General features: G+C 66.5%; 15 protein-coding genes. 4 read left to right on the top strand and 11 right to left on the bottom strand.

Annotation, left to right across the window (positions count from 1 at the left end):
- Positions 1–56: 56 nt before the first annotated feature.
- Entirely contained in the window at positions 57–3,611 is a 3,555-nt protein-coding gene (locus tag BHK69_RS01530) for an indolepyruvate ferredoxin oxidoreductase family protein (protein ID WP_069688578.1), read from the bottom strand.
- 291 nt (positions 3,612–3,902) lie between these two features.
- Here BHK69_RS01530 and BHK69_RS01525 point away from each other — a divergent pair, with 291 nt between their 5' ends.
- A complete protein-coding gene (locus tag BHK69_RS01525) occupies positions 3,903–4,553 on the top strand; it encodes a DUF1007 family protein (RefSeq protein WP_069688577.1) in 651 nt (216 codons plus the stop codon).
- A gap of 7 nt (positions 4,554–4,560) precedes the next feature.
- Positions 4,561–5,583, top strand: a complete 1,023-nt coding sequence (locus BHK69_RS01520) for a nickel/cobalt transporter (RefSeq protein ID WP_069688576.1) — start codon at positions 4,561–4,563, stop codon at positions 5,581–5,583.
- 61 nt (positions 5,584–5,644) lie between these two features.
- On the opposite strand, the gene BHK69_RS01515 is transcribed toward BHK69_RS01520, so the two are convergent.
- On the bottom strand, positions 5,645–6,055 hold the full coding sequence (locus tag BHK69_RS01515; protein ID WP_069688575.1) for a hypothetical protein: 411 nt from the start codon (positions 6,053–6,055) through the stop codon (positions 5,645–5,647).
- 108 nt (positions 6,056–6,163) lie between these two features.
- On the opposite strand from BHK69_RS01515, the gene BHK69_RS01510 reads away from it, so the two are divergent.
- Positions 6,164–8,701 carry a methyl-accepting chemotaxis protein gene (locus BHK69_RS01510; protein ID WP_158516141.1) on the top strand — a complete coding sequence of 846 codons (2,538 nt, stop codon included), beginning with the start codon at positions 6,164–6,166 and terminating at the stop codon, positions 8,699–8,701.
- 240 nt (positions 8,702–8,941) lie between these two features.
- Here BHK69_RS01510 and BHK69_RS01505 read toward each other — a convergent pair whose 3' ends face one another.
- From BHK69_RS01505 to BHK69_RS01480, 6 genes are all read right to left on the bottom strand, one after another.
- The gene (locus BHK69_RS01505) at positions 8,942–9,883 is read right to left on the bottom strand and encodes a DUF6454 family protein (RefSeq protein WP_069688573.1); all 942 of its coding nucleotides are present in this window, start codon (positions 9,881–9,883) and stop codon (positions 8,942–8,944) included.
- A 299-nt stretch (positions 9,884–10,182) separates the two neighbouring features.
- Positions 10,183–10,566 carry a nitrile hydratase accessory protein gene (locus BHK69_RS01500; RefSeq protein WP_069688572.1) on the bottom strand — a complete coding sequence of 128 codons (384 nt, stop codon included), beginning with the start codon at positions 10,564–10,566 and terminating at the stop codon, positions 10,183–10,185.
- Entirely contained in the window at positions 10,553–11,212 is a 660-nt protein-coding gene (gene nthB / locus BHK69_RS01495) for a nitrile hydratase subunit beta (protein ID WP_069688571.1), read from the bottom strand. The genes BHK69_RS01500 and nthB overlap by 14 nt, the downstream gene beginning before the upstream one ends.
- The gene (gene nthA / locus BHK69_RS01490; protein ID WP_069688570.1) at positions 11,209–11,841 is read right to left on the bottom strand and encodes a nitrile hydratase subunit alpha; all 633 of its coding nucleotides are present in this window, start codon (positions 11,839–11,841) and stop codon (positions 11,209–11,211) included. The genes nthB and nthA overlap by 4 nt, the downstream gene beginning before the upstream one ends.
- A 10-nt stretch (positions 11,842–11,851) precedes the next feature.
- Complete coding sequence (locus tag BHK69_RS01485) at positions 11,852–13,048, bottom strand: amidase (protein WP_069688569.1); 1,197 nt, start codon at positions 13,046–13,048, stop codon at positions 11,852–11,854.
- Between the two features lie 5 nt (positions 13,049–13,053).
- Positions 13,054–14,649, bottom strand: coding sequence for a gamma-glutamyltransferase family protein (locus tag BHK69_RS01480; RefSeq protein WP_069688568.1), 1,596 nt, complete (start codon positions 14,647–14,649; stop codon positions 13,054–13,056).
- 142 nt (positions 14,650–14,791) lie between these two features.
- Here BHK69_RS01480 and BHK69_RS01475 point away from each other — a divergent pair, with 142 nt between their 5' ends.
- Entirely contained in the window at positions 14,792–15,031 is a 240-nt protein-coding gene (locus BHK69_RS01475) for a hypothetical protein (RefSeq protein WP_069688567.1), read from the top strand.
- 10 nt (positions 15,032–15,041) lie between these two features.
- On the opposite strand, the gene BHK69_RS01470 is transcribed toward BHK69_RS01475, so the two are convergent.
- The 3 genes from BHK69_RS01470 to BHK69_RS01460 all read right to left on the bottom strand — a co-directional run bounded on the left by BHK69_RS01470 (position 15,042) and on the right by BHK69_RS01460 (position 18,786).
- The gene (locus tag BHK69_RS01470; protein WP_069688566.1) at positions 15,042–15,407 is read right to left on the bottom strand and encodes a DUF1850 domain-containing protein; all 366 of its coding nucleotides are present in this window, start codon (positions 15,405–15,407) and stop codon (positions 15,042–15,044) included.
- Complete coding sequence (locus tag BHK69_RS01465) at positions 15,404–17,719, bottom strand: TRAP transporter permease (protein WP_083269053.1); 2,316 nt, start codon at positions 17,717–17,719, stop codon at positions 15,404–15,406. Before BHK69_RS01465 ends, BHK69_RS01470 begins: the two co-directional genes overlap by 4 nt.
- A 98-nt stretch (positions 17,720–17,817) precedes the next feature.
- Positions 17,818–18,786 carry a TAXI family TRAP transporter solute-binding subunit gene (locus BHK69_RS01460; RefSeq protein ID WP_069688565.1) on the bottom strand — a complete coding sequence of 323 codons (969 nt, stop codon included), beginning with the start codon at positions 18,784–18,786 and terminating at the stop codon, positions 17,818–17,820.
- Positions 18,787–18,797: the final 11 nt, after the last annotated feature.

Raw genomic sequence — 18,797 nt, 5'->3', positions numbered from 1 at the left:
GGCTGCTGCCGCGCCCGGACTCAAGCTGGACGAAAGATGCGCGGGGAACCTTCGCCCTATTCCGCCGCCTTCGGCATTGCCAATGCGGCAGCAGAGCCATCGCGCAGCTTTGCCAGCAATTCCGCTTCTTCGGCCTTCGCCGCCTTCAGGTGCCGTTCCTTGACATGGCCGAAGCCGCGGATCTTTTCAGGGATGGCGGCGAGCGCGATGCAGAGCGCGTGGTTCTGGGTCGAGAGCTTCGCCAGGATTTCGCCGATCAGCGTCTCATAGGCGCCGATCAGCGCGCGCTCGGTCCGGCGCTCCTCGCTATAGCCGAAGATGTCGAAGGCCGTGCCGCGCAGGCCCTTCAGCTTTGCCAACAGGCCGAAGGCCGACATCATCCAGGGGCCGAAGCTGATCTTGCGGGGAATACCGGTGACGGGATCGCGCCTGGCCAGCAGCGGCGGAGCCAGGTTGAACTCGTAGCGCAGCTTTTGGCCGGAGGCGCTGGTCGGCTCGAAGGTCGCCTCGACCTGACGCTGGAACGAGCCGTCGGCATAGAGCCGGGCGACCTCGTATTCGTCCTTGTAGGCCATCAGCTTGAAGAGATAGCGCGCGACGGTCTCGGTCAGGGCGTGCTGGCCTGGCAGAACGTCAGCTTCCTTCGCCTGCACGCGATCGACGAGGTCGCGATAGCGCGCGGCATAGGCCGCGTTCTGATAGGCGGTGAGGTGGTTCACGCGCCGAGCGATGATCTCGTCGAGCGAAGCCGAGATATGCCTTGCCTGCGTCGGGGCCTTGGCCTCCGACAGGGAGGCGACCAGCGCAGCGGGATCATGCGCGGCGCGGCGGCCGAGTTCGAACGCCTGCTTGTTCATCGGCACGGCTTCGCCATTGAGCTCGATCGCGCGCAGCAACGCCGCGCGCGACAAGGGCACGCTGCCGAACTGCCAGGCATAGCCGAGCATGAACATGTTGGCGGCGATGGCATTGCCGAGGAAGGCGTTCGCCGCGGCGGTCGCATCGACGAAATGGGTCTGGTCGCGACCCGATGCCGAGAGGATCGAGCGTTTGATGCGCTCGATCGGCAGCGAGAAATCGGCATTGCGGGTAAAATCGCCCGGCAGGCTCTCGGCCGTGTTGACGACGACGGTCGCCGCTGTCGGCTTGATTGCGCCGAGCACTTTCTTCGACCCGGTGACGGTGAGGTCGCAGCCGAGCACGAGGTCGGCCTGCCCGGCCGAGACGCGGATGGCGTGGATCTCGTCGGGCGTCGGGGCGAGCTTGACGTGGCTGAAGACCGCGCCGCCCTTCTGGGCGAGGCCGGCCATGTCGATCATGCCGCAACCCTTGCCTTCGAGATGGGCCGCCATGCCGAGGATCGCGCCGATGGTGACCACCCCGGTGCCGCCGACGCCGGTGACGATCACCGCGAAGCTCTTGTCGAGGGTTGGCACTTGTGGTTCGGGGATGTCGCCTGCGCCGAGTGTACCGGCGTCGAGCTGGCGCGGTTCGGCCTTTTTGGGCCGTGCGCCATGCACGGTGACGAAGGACGGGCAAAAGCCCTTCACGCAGGAAAAATCCTTGTTGCAGTTGGATTGGTCGATCTGGCGCTTGCGGCCGAATTCGGTTTCCAGCGGCTGCACCGAGACGCAGTTCGACTGCACGCCGCAATCGCCGCAGCCCTCGCAGACCAATTCGTTGACGATGACGCGCTTGTCGGGGTCGGGATAAGTGCCGCGCTTGCGGCGGCGGCGTTTTTCGGTGGCGCAGGTCTGGTCGTAGAGCAGCAGCGAGACGCCGGGCACCTGCCTCAGCTCGCGCTGGACGGCGTCGAGATCGTCACGGTGGTGAAAAGTCGTGCCGGGCGGCCAGACCGTGCCGGGCGGGTATTTGTCGGGATCATCGCTGACGATCGCGATGCGCTGGACGCCTTCGCCGGCGATCTGGCGCGCCATCTGGTCAGGCGAGAGATGCCCTTCGGCCTGCTGGCCGCCGGTCATCGCGACCGCGTCGTTGTAGAGCAGCTTATAGGTGATGCTGACGCCAGCCGCGACGGCCCAGCGGATCGCGAGCGAGCCGGAATGGGTGTAGGTGCCGTCGCCGAGATTCTGGAAGACGTGGTTGCGGGTGGAAAAGGGCGCCTCGCCGATCCAGTTCGCGCCTTCGCCGCCCATCTGGGTGAAGCCGGTAGTCGAGCGGTCCATCCACTGCACCATGTAGTGGCACCCGATGCCGGCATAGGCGCGCGAGCCCTCGGGCACCACGGTCGAGCTGTTATGCGGGCAGCCCGAGCAGTAATAGGGCGTGCGCTTGGCGACCTCCTGGGCTTCCGCGAGCCGTCCTTGCGCCCTGGCGATCTCCTCCAATCGCACGCGCAGTGCCGGGTCGTCCTGATATTGCAGCAGTCGCGCCCCGAGCGCGATCGCGACATCGTTGGGGTCGAGCGCGCCATGGACCGGGAACAGCCATTCGCCGGCCTCGTCCTTCTTGCCGATCACCATGGGCTGCGCTTGCGATCCGTAAAGCTCCTCGCGGAACTGGACCTCGATCAGCGAGCGCTTTTCCTCGACGACCATGACGAGGTCGAGCCCGGTGGCGAAGCTCTTGAGTTCGGAGGGGTCGAGCGGCCAGGGGCAAGCGACCTTGAACAGGCGGATGCCGAGATCGTTCGCCCGGACCTCGTCGATGCCGAGATCCTCGAAAGCCTGGCGCACGTCGAGATAGGATTTGCCGACGGTGATGATGCCGATGCGCGGGGTCTTGCCGCCGGAGGTGATGGTCTGGTTGAGCTTGTTGGCGCGCAGGTAAGCCAGGACCGCGGCGCGCTTATGGATATGAAGGCGCTTCTCCTGGTCGAGGAAATCGAGCTCGCGGCGAATGCTCAGGCCGCCCGGCGGCATCACGAAATCATCAGGGAGGGTGATCGTCACGCGGTCGATCGCGCCGTCGACGGACGCCGTCGATTCGATGTTGTCCTTGACGCATTTGATACCGACCCAGACCGAGGCGAAGCGCGAGAGCGCGAGGCCATGCAGGGAATAATCCATGATCTCCTGCACGCCGGCGGGATTCAGGATCGGCATCATCCGGTCGACGAGGACGAATTCGGTCTGGTGGGCGTTGGTCGAACTCTCGGCCGTGTGGTCGTCGCCCATCAGGCAGATCACGCCGCCATGGGGCGAGGTGCCGGCCATGTTGCCATGGCGGAAGACGTCGCCGGTGCGGTCGACGCCCGGACCCTTGCCGTACCAGAGCGCGAAGACGCCGTCATATCGACCCTCGCCCTGGAGTTCCGCCTGCTGCGTGCCCCAGACGGCCGTGGCCGCGAGGTCCTCGTTGAGGCCGGGCTGGAAGACGATATTAGCCGCCTTGAGCTGCTTGCCGGCGCGCGAAAGCTGCTGGTCGAGGCCGCCGAGCGGCGAGCCGCGATAGCCGGAGACGAAGCCTGCGGTGTCGAGGCCGGCAAGCTTGTCGCGCTCGCGCTGGACCATCAGCATGCGCGCGATCGCCTGCGTACCAGTCAGGAAGATCGTTTGCTTGGACAGGTCGTATTTGTCGTCGAGCGCGACCTCGCGCAGGCTGGTCGCCGCCTTGGCGACAGAGCCGGAGTTTCGCTGCGTCTCGGCCATGGCCGACCTCCCCGGATCGTCCCGTTTCCAGACTATGGGGCCGGTTGATCCAGCCTCCAAGCTGAGCAATGCCCAACTCTTGGATATGTCAGCAAGGCTGACATAATGGCGTGCCGAGGTCAATTCAGATTGGGATTGTTCCAGCCTTTGCGCGAGGGCTGATGCTGCGCCGCGATTTGGCCCAGTTTGCGAGGGAAAGCTGATTGCGACGCAAATCACCGGCAAGCGGCGTGTTCATAATAGGTTAACCATGATCCGCCAGGTTTCGGCCTCACGCGAAGGAGCCGCCCCTTGAAGCGCCGCGCCATTACCGCCGCCTTGCTCGTGGCCCTGGGCTGGTGGGCCGTCCTCTCCACCCCGGCGAGCGCGCATCCGCATGTCTTCGTCTCGGCGCGCGCCGAGATCGTCTTCGGTCCCGACGGCGCGGTGACGGCGCTGAAGCACATCTGGAGCTTCGACGAGGCCTATTCCGCCTATATCACGCAAGGGCTCGACAAGAACGGCGACGGCAAGCTGACTCCCGACGAATTGGTCGACCTTGCCAAGGTCAATATGGAGTCGCTGCCCGAGGTCGGCTTCTTCACCACCGCCAAGGCCAATGGCAAGGCGCAGGAGTTCGGGGAGCCGACCGAGGCGAGCCTATCCTTCGAGAACAAGATCCTGACTCTGACCTACACCTTGCCGCTGAAGACGCCGATCAAATCGGTCCGCTCGGTCGGGCTTGAGATCGGCGATCCCACCTATTTCGTCGCCTTCGACATCATCGATGCGCCCGACGCCGTGATCACACGGGATGCGCCCAAGGGCTGCGTCGTGCGGGTCGCACGTCCGCCCAAGCTCGATGCGGCCACCCAGCTCAAGCTGGCGCAGGAGGACATCACCGCCACGCCGGATATGAGCGGCTTCCAGGTGACGACCCGCGCGCTGGTCGCATGTCCTTGACCGCGTCATGTCCCTGACCCCGTCGCAATCGACACCGCTCGCCTGGCCTTCGCTGTCGCGCCGGTTGATCGTCGTCGTGGTCACGCTGGCGCTGGTCGCAGGCGTCCTGGCGCTGCTGGCGCAGTTCGTCACGAGCCTGAGCCCGGTGCCGCCACCGCCGCCGCGCAATCCCTTCGGCGGCGCGATGCCGCGCGAGGCGCTGCCCTCGACGACCGGGATCGGCGGCTTGCTGCTGGCCTGGCAATCGTCCTTCTACCGCGAATTGACGGCGGCGCTGAAGGCGATCCATCAGAGCCCGGCCGCGCTCTGGAGCCTGATGGCGCTGGCCTTCGGTTATGGCGTCTTCCACGCCGCCGGCCCCGGCCATGGCAAGGCGGTGATCTCGGGCTATATCGTCGCCGATAATCGCAGCCTGCGCCGGGGGCTGGGCCTGAGCTTCGCGGCGGCGATCCTGCAGGCGCTCGTCGCCATCACGCTGGTCGCCACGCTGACGCTGGCCTTGAGGGCGACGGCGCAAACCATGACCACCGCGGCCGACATGGTCGAGCAGGCGAGCTTCGCGCTGGTCGCGCTCGTCGGCCTCTTCGTGCTCTGGCGCAAGGCCGGGGCGCTGCTGGCGCTCGGCCATGGCGCGCAGGCGCATGACCCGACCTGCGACCATGTCCATATGCCGGGTCCCGACGAGATCTCGCGTCTCAAGAGCTGGCGCGAGATGGCGGGCGTGGTCTTCGCGGCGGGCCTGCGCCCTTGCGCGGGGGCGCTGATCATCCTGGTCTTCTCGGCCTCGCAAGGCCTGCTCTGGGCCGGCATCGCCGCGGCCTTCGCCATGGCGCTCGGCACGGCGCTGACGACGGGAGCGCTTGCCGCGCTCGCCGTCTTCTTCAAATTCGCGGCGCTCAAATTCGCCGGCGGCGGCACCTTGCGCGGCGCCCGGCTGATCGCCGGGCTGGAGCTTCTGGCCGCGGGCTTTGTCGCCGTGCTGGGCGCGGCGCTGTTCTTCGGGCTCTGGGCGGCAGGGGCGGGGAGTTAGAGCTCCCCGTTTCGACGTGTTTTCTTAACGCGAACCGGTCTCCACTTCGCTCGAACACGCTCTAGCAGAAGGCATCGAGGAGCGCCGCCGCCTCGTCCGAAATCGCGACGATCTTGTTGGTCGCCTGGCGATAGAACTTGAAGTTCAGCTCGGTCTCTGGCCGGCCGTCGTTCCAGGACGCAAAAGGCTTCAGCGCGCAGCGCCCCAACGCCCGCCGCGCCAGCGCGGTGCGTTCGATGGCGATGCTGACGCGCGGGGTCTGGCGCTCGACGCCGGGCCGTCTGGGGACGGTCTCGGCGGAGGTGACGACGCCACGAGCGATCAGACCTTGCCCAGCCTCGTTCTCGCTGGCGAAGATGAAGATGACATCGCCCGCCGCGATGTGCTTTCCGCCATACATCGTCTTCTGCCCGGCAAAGACGAACATCTTCGCATGCGGATCGCCGATGTCGGCCTTTATCGCAAACGCCATGGTCATAGAGCCTCTACGGGGTCGCTGACCTGAGCGTCACTGTGCCAGCTATGTCGACCCATTTGAGGCAATATTAACCGAATTCGCAGCATTTTCGCCGAACGTATGGTGCTGGTGGCGATCGCTGTCGGGCTGAACCCTGTTCCAGGTGCTGTGATGATCTTTCCGAGTTCCATTCGGCAGTACCTCCTGGCGACCATGGCTGCTGTCTGCCTGCCGGGCCTCGGTACGCTCGGCTACCTTGCCTATGATGCCGTCATCGACATGCGCGCGAACCAACGGCTGGCCGGCCTGGTCGAGGCGGATCGCGCCTTGCTGCTCACGGGCAACGCAATTCGCTCCGATCGCGGCAAGGCCCAGACGAGCCTGCAGGCCAATGACGATGCCGGCGCGACGATTCGTTCGATCGTGGAGACATCGCGAAGCCAGATCGCGACAGCCGTGGCGAAGCTCGAAGCCGTCGATCTGGCGGAGCGTTCGGCACATTCTGCTGCCATCCTGCAGGCTGAAAAGGCGATGCAGGGCAAGATTCCCGATCTGGACGCCGAGGCGGCAAAGCCCCGGGCGCAGCGTAGCCTGGCCGCGACCATGCCCTGGTACAATGCCGTCGGCGCCATCGAGGCCGCGCTGACCAAAGCCTCCGATGCGGCGTCGCTCGCCGTTCGCCTGGCCGATCCTGCGCTCGCGGAGCTTCAGGCATTCAAGGCCGCCTCCTGGTCCTTGCGCTCGAACTACGGAACGCAATGCTCGTTGCTGCGTGCGCCGCTGGGCTCCGGCCAGGCACTGACCCCGCCACAATGGAAACAGTTCGGCGAATTGCGCGGCGCCAGCAACGCGGCGCAGAGCCAGTTGGGGCAACTCGCCACGCGCGCCGGCATCTCGCCCGAGCTTGCGCGCAAGGTCGGCGTTGCGACCGGCGAAGTTGCTACTGCAAACCAGGCAATGGACCAGCTTGTCGGCAAACTGGGCCAGGGCGCAGGTGCCGTCATCGGCGCCGAGGACTGGACCGCAATGTGCAACGGGCCCTTCACTGCCATCGTTGGCGCGGTTGCCCAATCGCTGGACGAGATGCGATCGACGACCACGGCGCAGAGCAATCATGCCCTGACCCGGCTGGCCCTGATCGCTGGTCTGCTTGTCGCGCTGCTGGCCCTGTGCGCGGCAAGCTGGCGTGGCATCCAGAAGCGCATTGCGAACCCGCTGACCGGCATGAATGTCGCGCTTGCGCGCATGCAGGCTGGCGACATCGATGAGGCTGTTCCCGCCGCGCCCTGTCCCGACGAAGTCGGGGCGCTTGGCAACGCACTTGAGGCCTATCGCGAAAATCTGGTCAAGGTTCGGGCTCTGGAAGAGCAGGAGCGTATCGCCTCCGCCGCTCGCCTGGCGCGGGCGCAGTCGATGGAGGCTGTGGTCTCCGATGTCGGCGATGTGGTTGCGGCCGCCGCGTCGGGTGATTTCTCGGCGCGTCTGCAGATCGAGCATGCCGACGAGCAGATGCAGAAGCTCGTCGCGGGGATCAACGAGATCAATGCCGTGGTCGACAGCGCCACATCCGAATTCGCGGCCGCCCTGCACGCGGTTGCGGGTGGCGATCTGACCTCCCGGATCGAGACCGCCTATCGCGGCAAGTTCGCCGAACTCAAGGGCGCGATCAACGAGACGGTCGACCGCCTGTCCACGACGGTGCGCACGATCCAGACGACCTCGGCCGATGTGGGCTTAGCCGCCCGCGAGATCACCATGGGCGCCGACGACCTGTCGAAGCGCACGGAAGAGCAGGCGAGCTCGCTGGAGGAGACCGCGGCCACGACCGAGGAGCTCGCAGCCTCGGTGAAGGCCTCGGCCCAGGCCTCGAAGAACGCCGCCGCGATCGCGACAGAGGCGATGCAGGCAGCCCAGTCGGGCGGCGTGATCGCCGGTCAGGCAGTCGATGCCATGGCGCGGATCGAGAGCGCCTCGCAGAAGATCTCCGACATCATCCGGGTGATCGACGACATCGCCTTCCAGACCAATCTCCTGGCGCTGAATGCGGCGGTGGAAGCCGCGCGTGCCGGCGATGCCGGCAAGGGCTTTGCCGTCGTCGCCTCGGAGGTCCGCACGCTGGCGCAGCGTTCAAGCGCCGCCGCCAAGGATATCTCCGGCCTGATCTCGTCCTCCAACATGGAGGTCGATGCCGGCGTCAAGCTGGTGCGCCAGGCCGGCGACGCCCTGACCCAGATCCTGGCGGCCTCGCAGAAGGTCGCGGCCACCATCGCCGAGATCTCGGCGGCGTCTGGCGAACAGGCCAACGGCATCGACGAGATGAGCCAGGCCGTCGCCCATCTCGACGAGATGACGCAGGCCAATGCCGCGCTCTCCGAACAAAGCGCGGCCTCGGCCGGTTCGCTCTCGGGCCGCATCGTCCAGCTCAACGACCTCGTCGCCGCCTTCAGGACGGGTCCTGAGGGCGCGACCGCCTCATCGGCCAATTACACCCCGGCCCCAGTGAGGGCTACAGCGTCCGGCACGGCTTCCGAGCCCGAGCGCCTGCGTAAGCTCGCCGAAGCCGCCTTCGGGCAATCCCGAGCGGAAGCTCCAGCCAGACCCGCTCCGGCGAAGAAAGTCGTCAACAGCCGCGCCAACGACGCGGGCTGGGAAGAGTTCTGACGAAGCCGGGCAGGGCTCGTTAGCTGCCCACCGTTTCAGGAGCTGGAGCCGCCTACCGCCCCCCGCTCCGGATCGTTCTCCAGCACGATCGGCTTGCCATGTGGCGTCGCCTCCGCGGCGCGCGCCCAGGAGGCGGCTAAGGCATCGACGCCGTCATGCGAGACGGTGATGGGGACGGCGCTGTTCTTCGCGATGTGGGCGAGCGGGGCGGGGAGTTAGCCTGGCCTCCGCCCGTTCAGCCTATTTCGTCGCGGCCTCGTAGACGAACAGTGTCGATTTGTCGTCATCGGGCATGAAATAGGCCCGCACGCCCTGCTCCATCGGCTCGACCCAGAACGGGTTCTGCGTCATCGGCAGCCCCGATGGCGACCAGAGTTCGACCGGCACCTGATAGATGGGCCGGTTGTCCTTGAGATCGACGATCTCGAAGCCACCGAGGCGGAAAATCGGCCCATCCGGCGAGGCACGGTAGTTGTTGAGCCCGGAGCAGAGCATCCGGCTCATGCCGATGAAATGGCAATCCTGATAGTCGATATAGAGCGCGGGGTTGATGACGCGGAGCTGCTCCGGCGGTGTTGCCGCGTTGGTCACTTTGCCCGCCCCGTCGAGCGGCCAGGCGTAGAAGCGGCGCGAGCCCCAGCTGACCCCGTGCAGCGACTTGTCGTCCGTATTATGGGCGATGCCACCGACATGATCCTTGAAGCGGAATACCACGGTCGCCTTCATCGTCGCGGGGTCGACCTTGTAGACGATCGACTGGCTGTTGGGCCGGTACTCGGCAACGGGAACCCAGATGTCTTTCCCGTCGAAATCCATGCCGCCGGGATGATAGACCGATCCTTCGCCCAGCGTGATGTCCTGGAGCAGCTTGCCGTCGGCGTCGATCTTGAAAAGATGGCCGACGCCTTCGCCGGTATCGCGATCATAGCCGTCCTGGAGGGCCGGATAGCGGGTCGTCGCCTTCCGGATATCGACGGAAGAGACGAAGAAGGCGTCGCCGATCTTCAACATGCCTTGCGGATGAAAAGTCGGGAACTGGATCGGGATCGCGGCGGTCTGCTTCCATTGCGTCGCGCGCGTCAGTTTAGGGACCAGTGTGTTGAGCGCCGGATCGGCGGCTTGCGTTGGATATGCGAGCGCGATGGCGGCTGCGCCGAGTAGCCCTGCAAAGGCGGTTTTCATGATATCTCCCGGCTCCGCTGCGCGGCCTTGTCCGGAGCAGCGCTCGCGCCAGTGCCATAGGGCAGGTTGATCGATTCCTGGTGACGCCCATACGACATCGGCGCCTGCGACACCCGACCGCTTTAGCGCCAAGCGGTTTGATATTAGCCGGCGAGAGGTGTGCTCTCAAGCAGGATCGGTATTCCATGAGTTCCACCGCAAAGACCGAGCGGTCGTCGACGAAGGCTGGGAGCTGTTTGGTCCTGCCAACCAATTTTGATTGGTGACCGCTATGGGCCCCGTCTCATGAACCGCGGCCCCTACCGCCCCCGCTCCGGATCGTTCTCCAGCACGATCGGCTTGCCATGTGGTGTCGCCTCCGCCGCGCGCGCCCAGGAGGCGGCGAGCGCATCGACCCCCGCATGCGAGGTCAGGCCTTTTTCGATCAGCAGGTGTTCCAGCGCCTCGCACCAGCGCTCATAGTAATCCGAGCCGTCGCGGCAGCCGCCTTCCGCCACCGCCTCGGCGATTTCGGCGCCCAGCGCCTGCGCCCATTCCTCGGCCGTGAAGACGCCCTTGTTCTGCAGCGCGACGACCAATGCGAAGGCCTGCGCCTGCCAGGGCTCGGCGAAGACCGGGCCCTCAGTGTCGCGCGGGATCGGCGTATCGGCTGCCAGCGCGGCGATGAGATCAGGCTGGCTCAAGATAGCTCTCCCAGGCCTCGATGCTGACGCGCGTGGTCGGGTCGGCATCGCGGCCCCATAGCTCCGGGCCGGTGAAGACCACGGTATAGAGCCATTGCGCCGTCTCGGGCTGGCCCTGCGCCCCGGTGTCGGGGAAGACATGGCAGCCGCTGACGCGCTCGATCACTCCCAGCTTGCCCCGGGCATAGCGCGGCAGGCGGGTATGGTGCTGCGGATGGATCACGGTGGTGCGGACGCTGTCGCCGATGCTGAATTTCGCCGGCGCCTGCGCTTGGCGCTCATAGGGAAAACCACGCCGCAGCACGGCAGGGACGTCCTCGCCCTTCAGCACGCGCTTGGGCGGCCTTGGCGGTGCGGAGGGTTTGCCCTCGGTGAGCTCGTCCCGTGTGACGAAGCCATGCTGCAGCAGCAGGTTCTGCAAGCCCGCGAGCCAGATCTGGTAATAGGAGAAGGAGAGATAATCGGCCGGGGGAATGCTCTCGCGGGCATGCCGGCTTTCGTCGATGCTCCACTGCCCCATCGCGCCGGCGGCGACGTTGAGCGCCAGCACGCGCTTTTCCCAGTCGCCATGGAAGATCGGCTCGTTCGGCTCGGGCCTGACCGGGCCAAAACCCATCTGGCCGCCGAGATCCTGCCCGCCATTCATGACTGGGCCTCCACGACGGCCAGCCTCGTGCCGATCATCGAATCGCGGCTGACGATCGAAGCCAGTTTCTCTTCCGACCAGCCCTCGGTGCCGGCTGGGCGCATCGGGATGACGATGAAACGCGTCTCGGCGGTCGAATCCCAGACGCGGATGCTCTGGCCTTGCGGAAGCGTGACGCCGAAATCGGCCAGCACGCCGCGCGGATCGATCACCGCCTTGGAGCGATAGGGCGGGGATTTGTACCAGACCGGCGGCAGGCCGAGCACCGGCCATGGATAGCAGGAGCACAGCGTGCAGACGATCAGGTTGTGTTCTTCGGGGGTGTTGAACACCGCGACGATGTGCTCGCCGCCGCGCCCGCCATAGCCGAGCTCGGCGACCGCCGCCGAGCCGTCCGCCTTCAGCCTTGCGGCGAAGGCCGGGTCGCTCCAGGCCCTGGCGACGACGCGGGCGCCGTTGCGCGGGCCGATTTTGGTCTCGTAGGTGTCGATGATTGCGTCGAGCGCGGCCGGGTCGACATAGCCCTTGGCGATCATCAGCGATTCCAGCGCCTTCACCCGGGCTTCGATCGGGGTGAAGTGGTTGTCGTGATCATGATAATGGTCGTGGTGGTGATGATGACCGCTCATGGCCGCCTCCTCATGCGATCCGGATCCGCGCCGCCCGCTCGAATTTCACGGCAAAGGCGATAAGGGATTTGTCCGAGCCCTTCGGCCCGATCAGGGACAGGCCGAGCGGTGCGCCCTCGCGCTGCGCCACCGGTATCGTTACCTGCGGAAAGCCCGACAGCCCGGCGAGGCAGAGCAGGCGCAGCGCCCGGTTGCGGAAATCGTCGAGCTCGGGCTCCTGCGCACTGACGAGCGGGGCGATGTCGGGCACGGTTGGCAGGATCAGCACGCCATCCCGCCCAAGCCAGCGCGCGAGCTTGGCGCGGAAGCTCTTCCGGACTGTCTCGGCCTTGGCGTATTCGGCGTCCGTGACGGATTTCGAGAAGGCGAAGCGCTCGGCGACGCCAGGTCCGAGCGGCGGCGCGAAGCGCTCGATCATCGGCCCATCGGCGATCCAGGCCTCGCGGCCCTGCACCCAGCGGAAGGCCCAGTAGAGCCCGTCGAGATCGCGCGCGACCTTGATGCTTTCGGGCTGGCCGAGCGCGGGCACGATGCGCTGGACGACATTGCGCAGGATGTTCTCGGCGTCCGGCACAGCCTGGGAGAACATGTCGTCCGCCAGCAGCATGCGCGGCATTTCGGGCAGGGTGATGCGATCCCGGCCGAAGACGACCTCGGCGACGCGGGCGAAGGTTTCGCCGTCACGGGCGAACCAGCCCGGCGTGTCCAGGCTCTCCGCCAGCGGCCAGACATGCTTGAGCGAGAGCCGGCCATGGCTCGGACGGATGCCGAAGAGGCCGCCATAGCTTGCCGGCGCACGCACCGAGCCACCGGTGTCGGAACCAAGAGCGATATCGGCGAGGCGGCCGGCGACGGCCGCCATCGAGCCCGAGGATGAGCCGCCGGTGATGCGGTCAGGCGCGGACGGATTGATCGGCGCACCGAAATGGGCGTTTTTGCCGTTGAGCGAGAAAGCGAGCTCGTCGGTATGGGTCTTGCCGACGAAGCGTGCGCCGGCATCGAGCAGCGTCTTCACGATCGGCGCGGTCCTGGTCTTGATGCCGGACTGGGCCAGCACGGTCGGAGAGCCCGCCCCCGTCGGATAGCCCTTGACGTCGAACAGGTCTTTCACCGCCAACGTCAGCCCGGCGAGCGGGCCGAAGGCGGCGTTCTTCACCGGCGCATCCGGATAGGGAACGAAGCAGCGGAAAGGGTCTTCGGTAGGCATAGGCGTCAAAGTCCTCTTGCGTCGCCGTCTGAACGTGGATCGTGGGTGGCTTCGACATGGCCCTTGGGATGCTTCACCAGCATGCCGGCATGGCCGAACTGATCAGAATAGGCTTCGCTGTACTCCTCGACCGGGTGGCCGGCGGCGGCCAGCCTGGCGAGCAGCATCGGGTCGAAGCGGCTCTCCAGCTTCAGCGAGAGCGAGCCCGCCCCCCAGCTGCGGCCGAAGAGCCAGCGCGGCGCATCGACGGCGGCGGCCGGGTTCTGACCGAAGCGGTAGCGCGTCAGGATCTGCGCCTGGAATTGCGGCTGGCCGTCGCCGCCCATCGCGCCATAGGAGACGATACGCCCGTCGGCAAAGCGCGCGAAGGCGGGGTTGAGCGTATGGAAAGGCTTGCGGCCCGGCGCGAGCGGGTTCAGCGCGCGCTTGTCGAGCGAGAAGGAGACGCCGCGGTTCTGCCAGTTCACGCCGGTCCTGGGCAGGATGCAGCCCGAGCCGTACTCCCAATAGATCGACTGGATATAGGACACCGCCATGCCCGACGCGTCGATCGCGCCCATCCAGACGGTGTCGCCATCGCCGCTCTTGAACGGCCAGCTTGCCGCGCGCTTGCGGTCGATCGCGGCGGCCTCGCGGGCGAAGACGGCGTCGCTGAGGAGGCTCGCGGGATCGATCTGCAGATGCGCCGGATCGGTGACATAGCGGTCGCGGATGGCGAAGGCACGCTTGGTCGCCTCGACCAGGCCGTGATGATGGTCGAAGCCTTCGGCCCGTTCGATACCGAGCTTCTCGAAGATGCCGAGGATCAGGAGCGAGGCGAGCCCCTGCGTCGGCGGTGGGACATTGTAGACGGCCAGACCCGGCAATTGGATGGCGAGCGGCTGAACGAGGCGCGCCTTGAAGGCCGCCATGTCCTGGCGCGTCACAGGCGCGCCCATCGCCGCGAGGTCGGCGCCGATCTCGCGGCCGATGTCGCCGCGGTAGAAATCGTCGAGGCCGGCATCGGCGAGATGCTTGAAGGTGGCGCCGAGCGCCTCAGGTCTGCGGCGCGCGCCCGCCTTGGGCTGCTCGCCGCCGGGCCAGAAGAAGTCGCTGAAGCCGGGCGCGAGCTTGGCCGCCTCGACCTGCTGGGGCCAGGTGCGGAGCTCCGAGTCCGAGATCGCATAGCCCGTATCGCAATGGGCGATCGCATTGGTGAGCAGGTCCTTCAGCGGCATCCTGCCGCCCAGGCTCCTGGAGAGCTCCAGAGCCGTCTGCCAGCCGCCGATCGCGCCGGCGACCGTCACGGCGGCGTCGGGTCCGCGTGCGGGGATCGTGTCATGGCCCATCTCGCGATAGCGCTCGATCGTCGCCAGCGCGCCGGCCGGGCCGCAGGCCTCGATCGCATGAACCCGGCCCTTGCCGCCGGGCTCATGCACCAGCCAGAAGCCGTCACCGCCGATCGCGTTCATATGCGGGTAGACCACCGCGATCGTCGCGGCCATGGCGACCATCGCCTCGATCGCGTTGCCGCCCTCAGCCAGCACGGCGCGCCCGGCCTCGGAGGCGAGATGGTGGGGCGCGGCGGCGGCGCTGGCACCAAAGACGGGTGTCTCGATCATCGGGGTCTTTTCAAGCTGAGCGGTCGGGACTATTTCGCCAAAAGCAGAACTTCTGCATTGTGACGGGGCGCGCGATTTTGTTGCATGCCGCTGCGGCCTCCGCTAGGCCGTCCCGTGCATGAGCGTTTGAGGAATGGGACCGATGGCCGTAAGGCGCACCAACTGGCGCACCCTGATCATGGTGATATCGCTGGGCATCCTGATCGCGGTTGAATTGTTCGGCGTCGCGCTGGCCTCGGGCTGGGCGCTCGCCGGCCTGCTCGATCTCGGCCATGTCGTCGGCTATGTCCTGATGGGGCTGTTCTCGGTCGTGGCCGGCTACGCCATGATCAATCTGATGCGCCGCGTGCTCAAGGTCGAGCATATGATCGGCGACAACTGAGGCAAGCGGTTCAGCCGCAGGGCCTCAGGACGACCGGGTCGGCGTCATCCGGCAGATAAGCTCCCATCGGCTGGCAGGCGCCGGCGATGCAGACGCGCCAGTCGGTGGTGGCGCCCGAGCGCCGCATCACGACCTCCGGCATAGCGGGAAGCCTCGGCGTCCAGCGCCAGAAGCCGTCGACGAGCTTCGCGCCGTCGGGCGGGTCCATGCCGGCGCCCGAGCCCTGGATGCGCGCCTCTATCAAGCGCATGCCGTCCGGCCCATCGCGCCAGAGCTCTTCCCACAAGGTCTTCTGTACCGAGTGCCGCCAACTCAGCGTGATCTCGTCGCTGCCGAGCGCGATGACGAGCGCGCCGGCTGCCAGACACAGGCTCATGCGGCGGCGCGCCTGGACGCGCGCACGCGCCAGAGATGCTGGCCGATCATCACGGCGGCGAGCACAAAGCCGATCTCGTCCGTCAGCGGCACTGCCGCGACCAGGAAGCCGGCTGCCACCGCGGCAAGGATGCGCTCCCACATCGCGAGGCGCCGCGTCAGTTGCCCGACGAAGGCCGCGCCCCACAGGATCATCGCCAGCGTCGCTTTCGTGACGATGTAGACCACGGCAAGCCAGTAGCTCGCGCCCTCCAGCCCGGCCACCGGTTGCAGCATCAAGGTCGGGTCATAGACCGCCATATAGGGGATGACGAAGCCAGGCAGGGCGATCTTGACCGCCTGCACGCCGATCTTCATGCCTGAGACCTTGGCCATAGGAGCCGCCGCGAAGGCGGCGAGCGCCACCGGCGGGGTCAGGTCGGCCATGATGCCGAAATAGAACACGAACATGTGGCTGACGATCAGCGGCACGTCGAGCTGCAACAGGATCGGCGCGGCGAGCGACGAGGTGATGATGTAGTTCGGGATGGTCGGGATGCCCATGCCGAGGATCAGGCTGAAGATCATCGTCAGGAGGAGGGCCAGGAACATGCTCTCCTTGCCGATGCCGATGAGCCAGGAGCCGAAGATCGTGCCGATGCCGGTCAGCGTCATCGTGCCGATGACGATGCCGACCAGCGCGCAGGCGAGGCCTACCGGCAGGGCCTGGCGGGCGCCGTCGGCGAGCGATTCGATGCAGGCGGTAAGAACCTCGCGGCCGGAGCGTCCGCGCAGGATGTTCCAGATAACCAGCAGCAGGACCACGCCAAGGACGGTGGCGACGCTGATCGCCATCGAGGCCGCCGATACCAGCGCAAAGCCGATCCAGAAGACGACGCGGAGCGCCGTGGTCCCGAGGCCGGCCGAGATCGCCAAGGCGAGGATCAACGCCACCGTCAGGGCAAGTCCGATCGCTCCGGCGAAAAGCGGGGTGAAGCCGGCGAAGAGCAGATAGACCAGCACCAGCAATGGCGCGATCAGATACCAGTTTTTGCGCAGCTCGGCGCGCGCGCTCGGCAGTTCGGATTTGGGCAGGCCGGTGAGGCCGAGCTTTCCGGCCTCGAGATGCACGGCCCAGTAGCATGCGGCGAAATAGAGGATGGCCGGGATGATCGCCGCCTCGACGATCTTGGAGTAGGGCACGTCGATGGTCTCGGCCATGATGAAGGCGACGGCGCCCATGACCGGGGGCATGATCTGGCCACCCATCGAGGAGGTCGCCTCGACGCCGCCGGCAAAGGCACCCGTGAAGCCGGAGCGCTTCATCAGCGGAATCGTGAACTGGCCAGACGCCACGACATTGGCGACGCCCGAGCCCGATACCGTGCCCATCAGCGCCGATGAGGCGACGCAAACCTTGCCCGGCCCGCCCTGCTTGCCGCCGAACAGCGCCATCGAGATGTCGTTGAAGAAGTCGATCACGCCGGCGCGCTCCATGAAGGCGCCGAACAGGATGAACAGGAAGATGAAGGTGGCGGAGACGGCGGTCGGTGTGGCGTAGAGGCCCTCCGTGCCGAAGGACATCTGCTCGATGACCTGCTCCAGACTGTAGCCGCGATGGTCGAAGGGCGCCGGCAAGTAGCGGCCGAACAGGCAGTAGGCCAGGAAGGTGCCCGCGACCAGTGGCAGCGCAATGCCCATGGCGCGCCAGACCAGCAGGAACAGCACGGCGAGCGCGGTGATGCCGACGACCATGTCGGCGCCGGTCAGTTCGCCGGCCCGGTTTACCAACTCGATGTAGTTCCACCAGTGATAGAGGCCGACGGCGAAGCCCACCACGCCGACTACCCTCCAGAACAGGCGGCCGATGGGCGATGTCTCATCGGCATTCGCCAGCAGGCCGCAGGCGATCAGGGCGAGGAAGCCGACATGGACCGTGCGCAGCACCTGGTTGGGCAGCGTGCCAGTGTAGAGCGAGACCAGCTCGAAGGCGCCCAGCAGGGCGAGAAAGGCGATGGCCGGCTCGACCATGGCCCTGCCGCGCAGGGCTCCCAGCACGATCCAGGCGAACCAGAGCACGAAGGCGGTCCGGATCACGGCGATCGGCGTCAGCCAGGCGAGCGAGCCGATCAGCCTGAAATCGAGCGGGATGCCGAAAGCCGTGACCACCTGGAAGGCGGAGAAGCCGACGGCCAGCCAGAACAGCAGCCTGCCCTTCCAGCCGGGGCCGAAGGTGGCGGGCAGGCCGTGTTCGGGATCGTAGGGGACGGGCGTCGGGGTATGGGCTCCGGCGATATCGGGGACAGCCAGAGGCCTGTCGGTTTGATCGGTCATGATGGCCCTGGCCTTGAACGGGTCATGACGCCGTCATCCCGGCCCAGCCTTCGGGCGCGGGATGACGGTGTCGGATCGTCTCGCAGGCTGATGTCGGCTCAGGAGCCGACCTTCAGGCCCTTTTCCTTGAAATAGCGCGCGGCGCCGGGATGCAGCGGCAGCGGCATGCCATCCAGGGCGTTCTCGAGCTTGATCGAGCGCGCCGCGGCATGAGCGGCGCCGAGATCGGGCAGGCTGTCATAGATCGCCTTGGTCATCTGGTAGACGGTCTCTTCCTTCATGCCCTCATGGGTCACGAGATAGTTGACCACGGCGGCGGTCGGCACGGCGGCGGTCTGGCCGGTATAGGTGTTGGCCGGGATCGCGACCTTGACGAAGGGCGGGCCCGCCTTGTCGACGACGGCGGCGGGGACCTCGACCACGGTGATCTCGACCGAGGTCGCGAGATCGCGCAATGAGGCGACGCCGAGCCCCGCCGATTGCAACGTCGCGTCGAGCTGGCGATTCTTCATCAGCTCGACCGATTCAGCGAAGGGCAGATACTCGATCTTGCCGAGATCCTTGTAGGACAGGCCGGCGGCGGCAAGGATGGCGCGGGCGTTCAGCTCGGTGCCGGATTTCGGCGCGCCGACGGAGAGGCGCTTGCCCTTGAGATCGGCCAGGGTCTTGATGCCGCTATCCTTCGCGGCGACGATCTGGACGTAGTTCGGGTAGATCGCGGTGATGCCGCGCAGCTTCTTCAGCGGCGTCTTGAAGCCGGCCTCCTCGTCGCCCTTCCAGGCGGCGTCGAGGGAGTCACCCAGCGTGAAGGCGATCTCGCCCTTGCCCTGCTGGAGCAATTGCAGGTTCTCGACCGAGGCCTTGGTGGCCTGCACGGTCGGCCGCGTGCCGGGGATCTTCTCACCATAGATCTTCGAGAGCGCGACGCCGAGCGGATAATAGACGCCGGAGGTGCCGCCGGTCAGGACGTTGATGAAATCCTGGGCGCGGGCCGTCATCGGCGCGGCGGCAAACAGGATGGCTGTGGCGATGCCGGCGAATCGCCGGCCGCGAATGAAGCGGTTCATGTGTCCTCCCA

The sequence above is a fragment of the Bosea vaviloviae genome (assembly GCF_001741865.1).
GTDB lineage: Bacteria > Pseudomonadota > Alphaproteobacteria > Rhizobiales > Beijerinckiaceae > Allobosea > Allobosea vaviloviae.
Note: the sequence above shows the minus strand (reverse complement) of the source record. Positions and strands in the feature narration are given on the sequence as shown.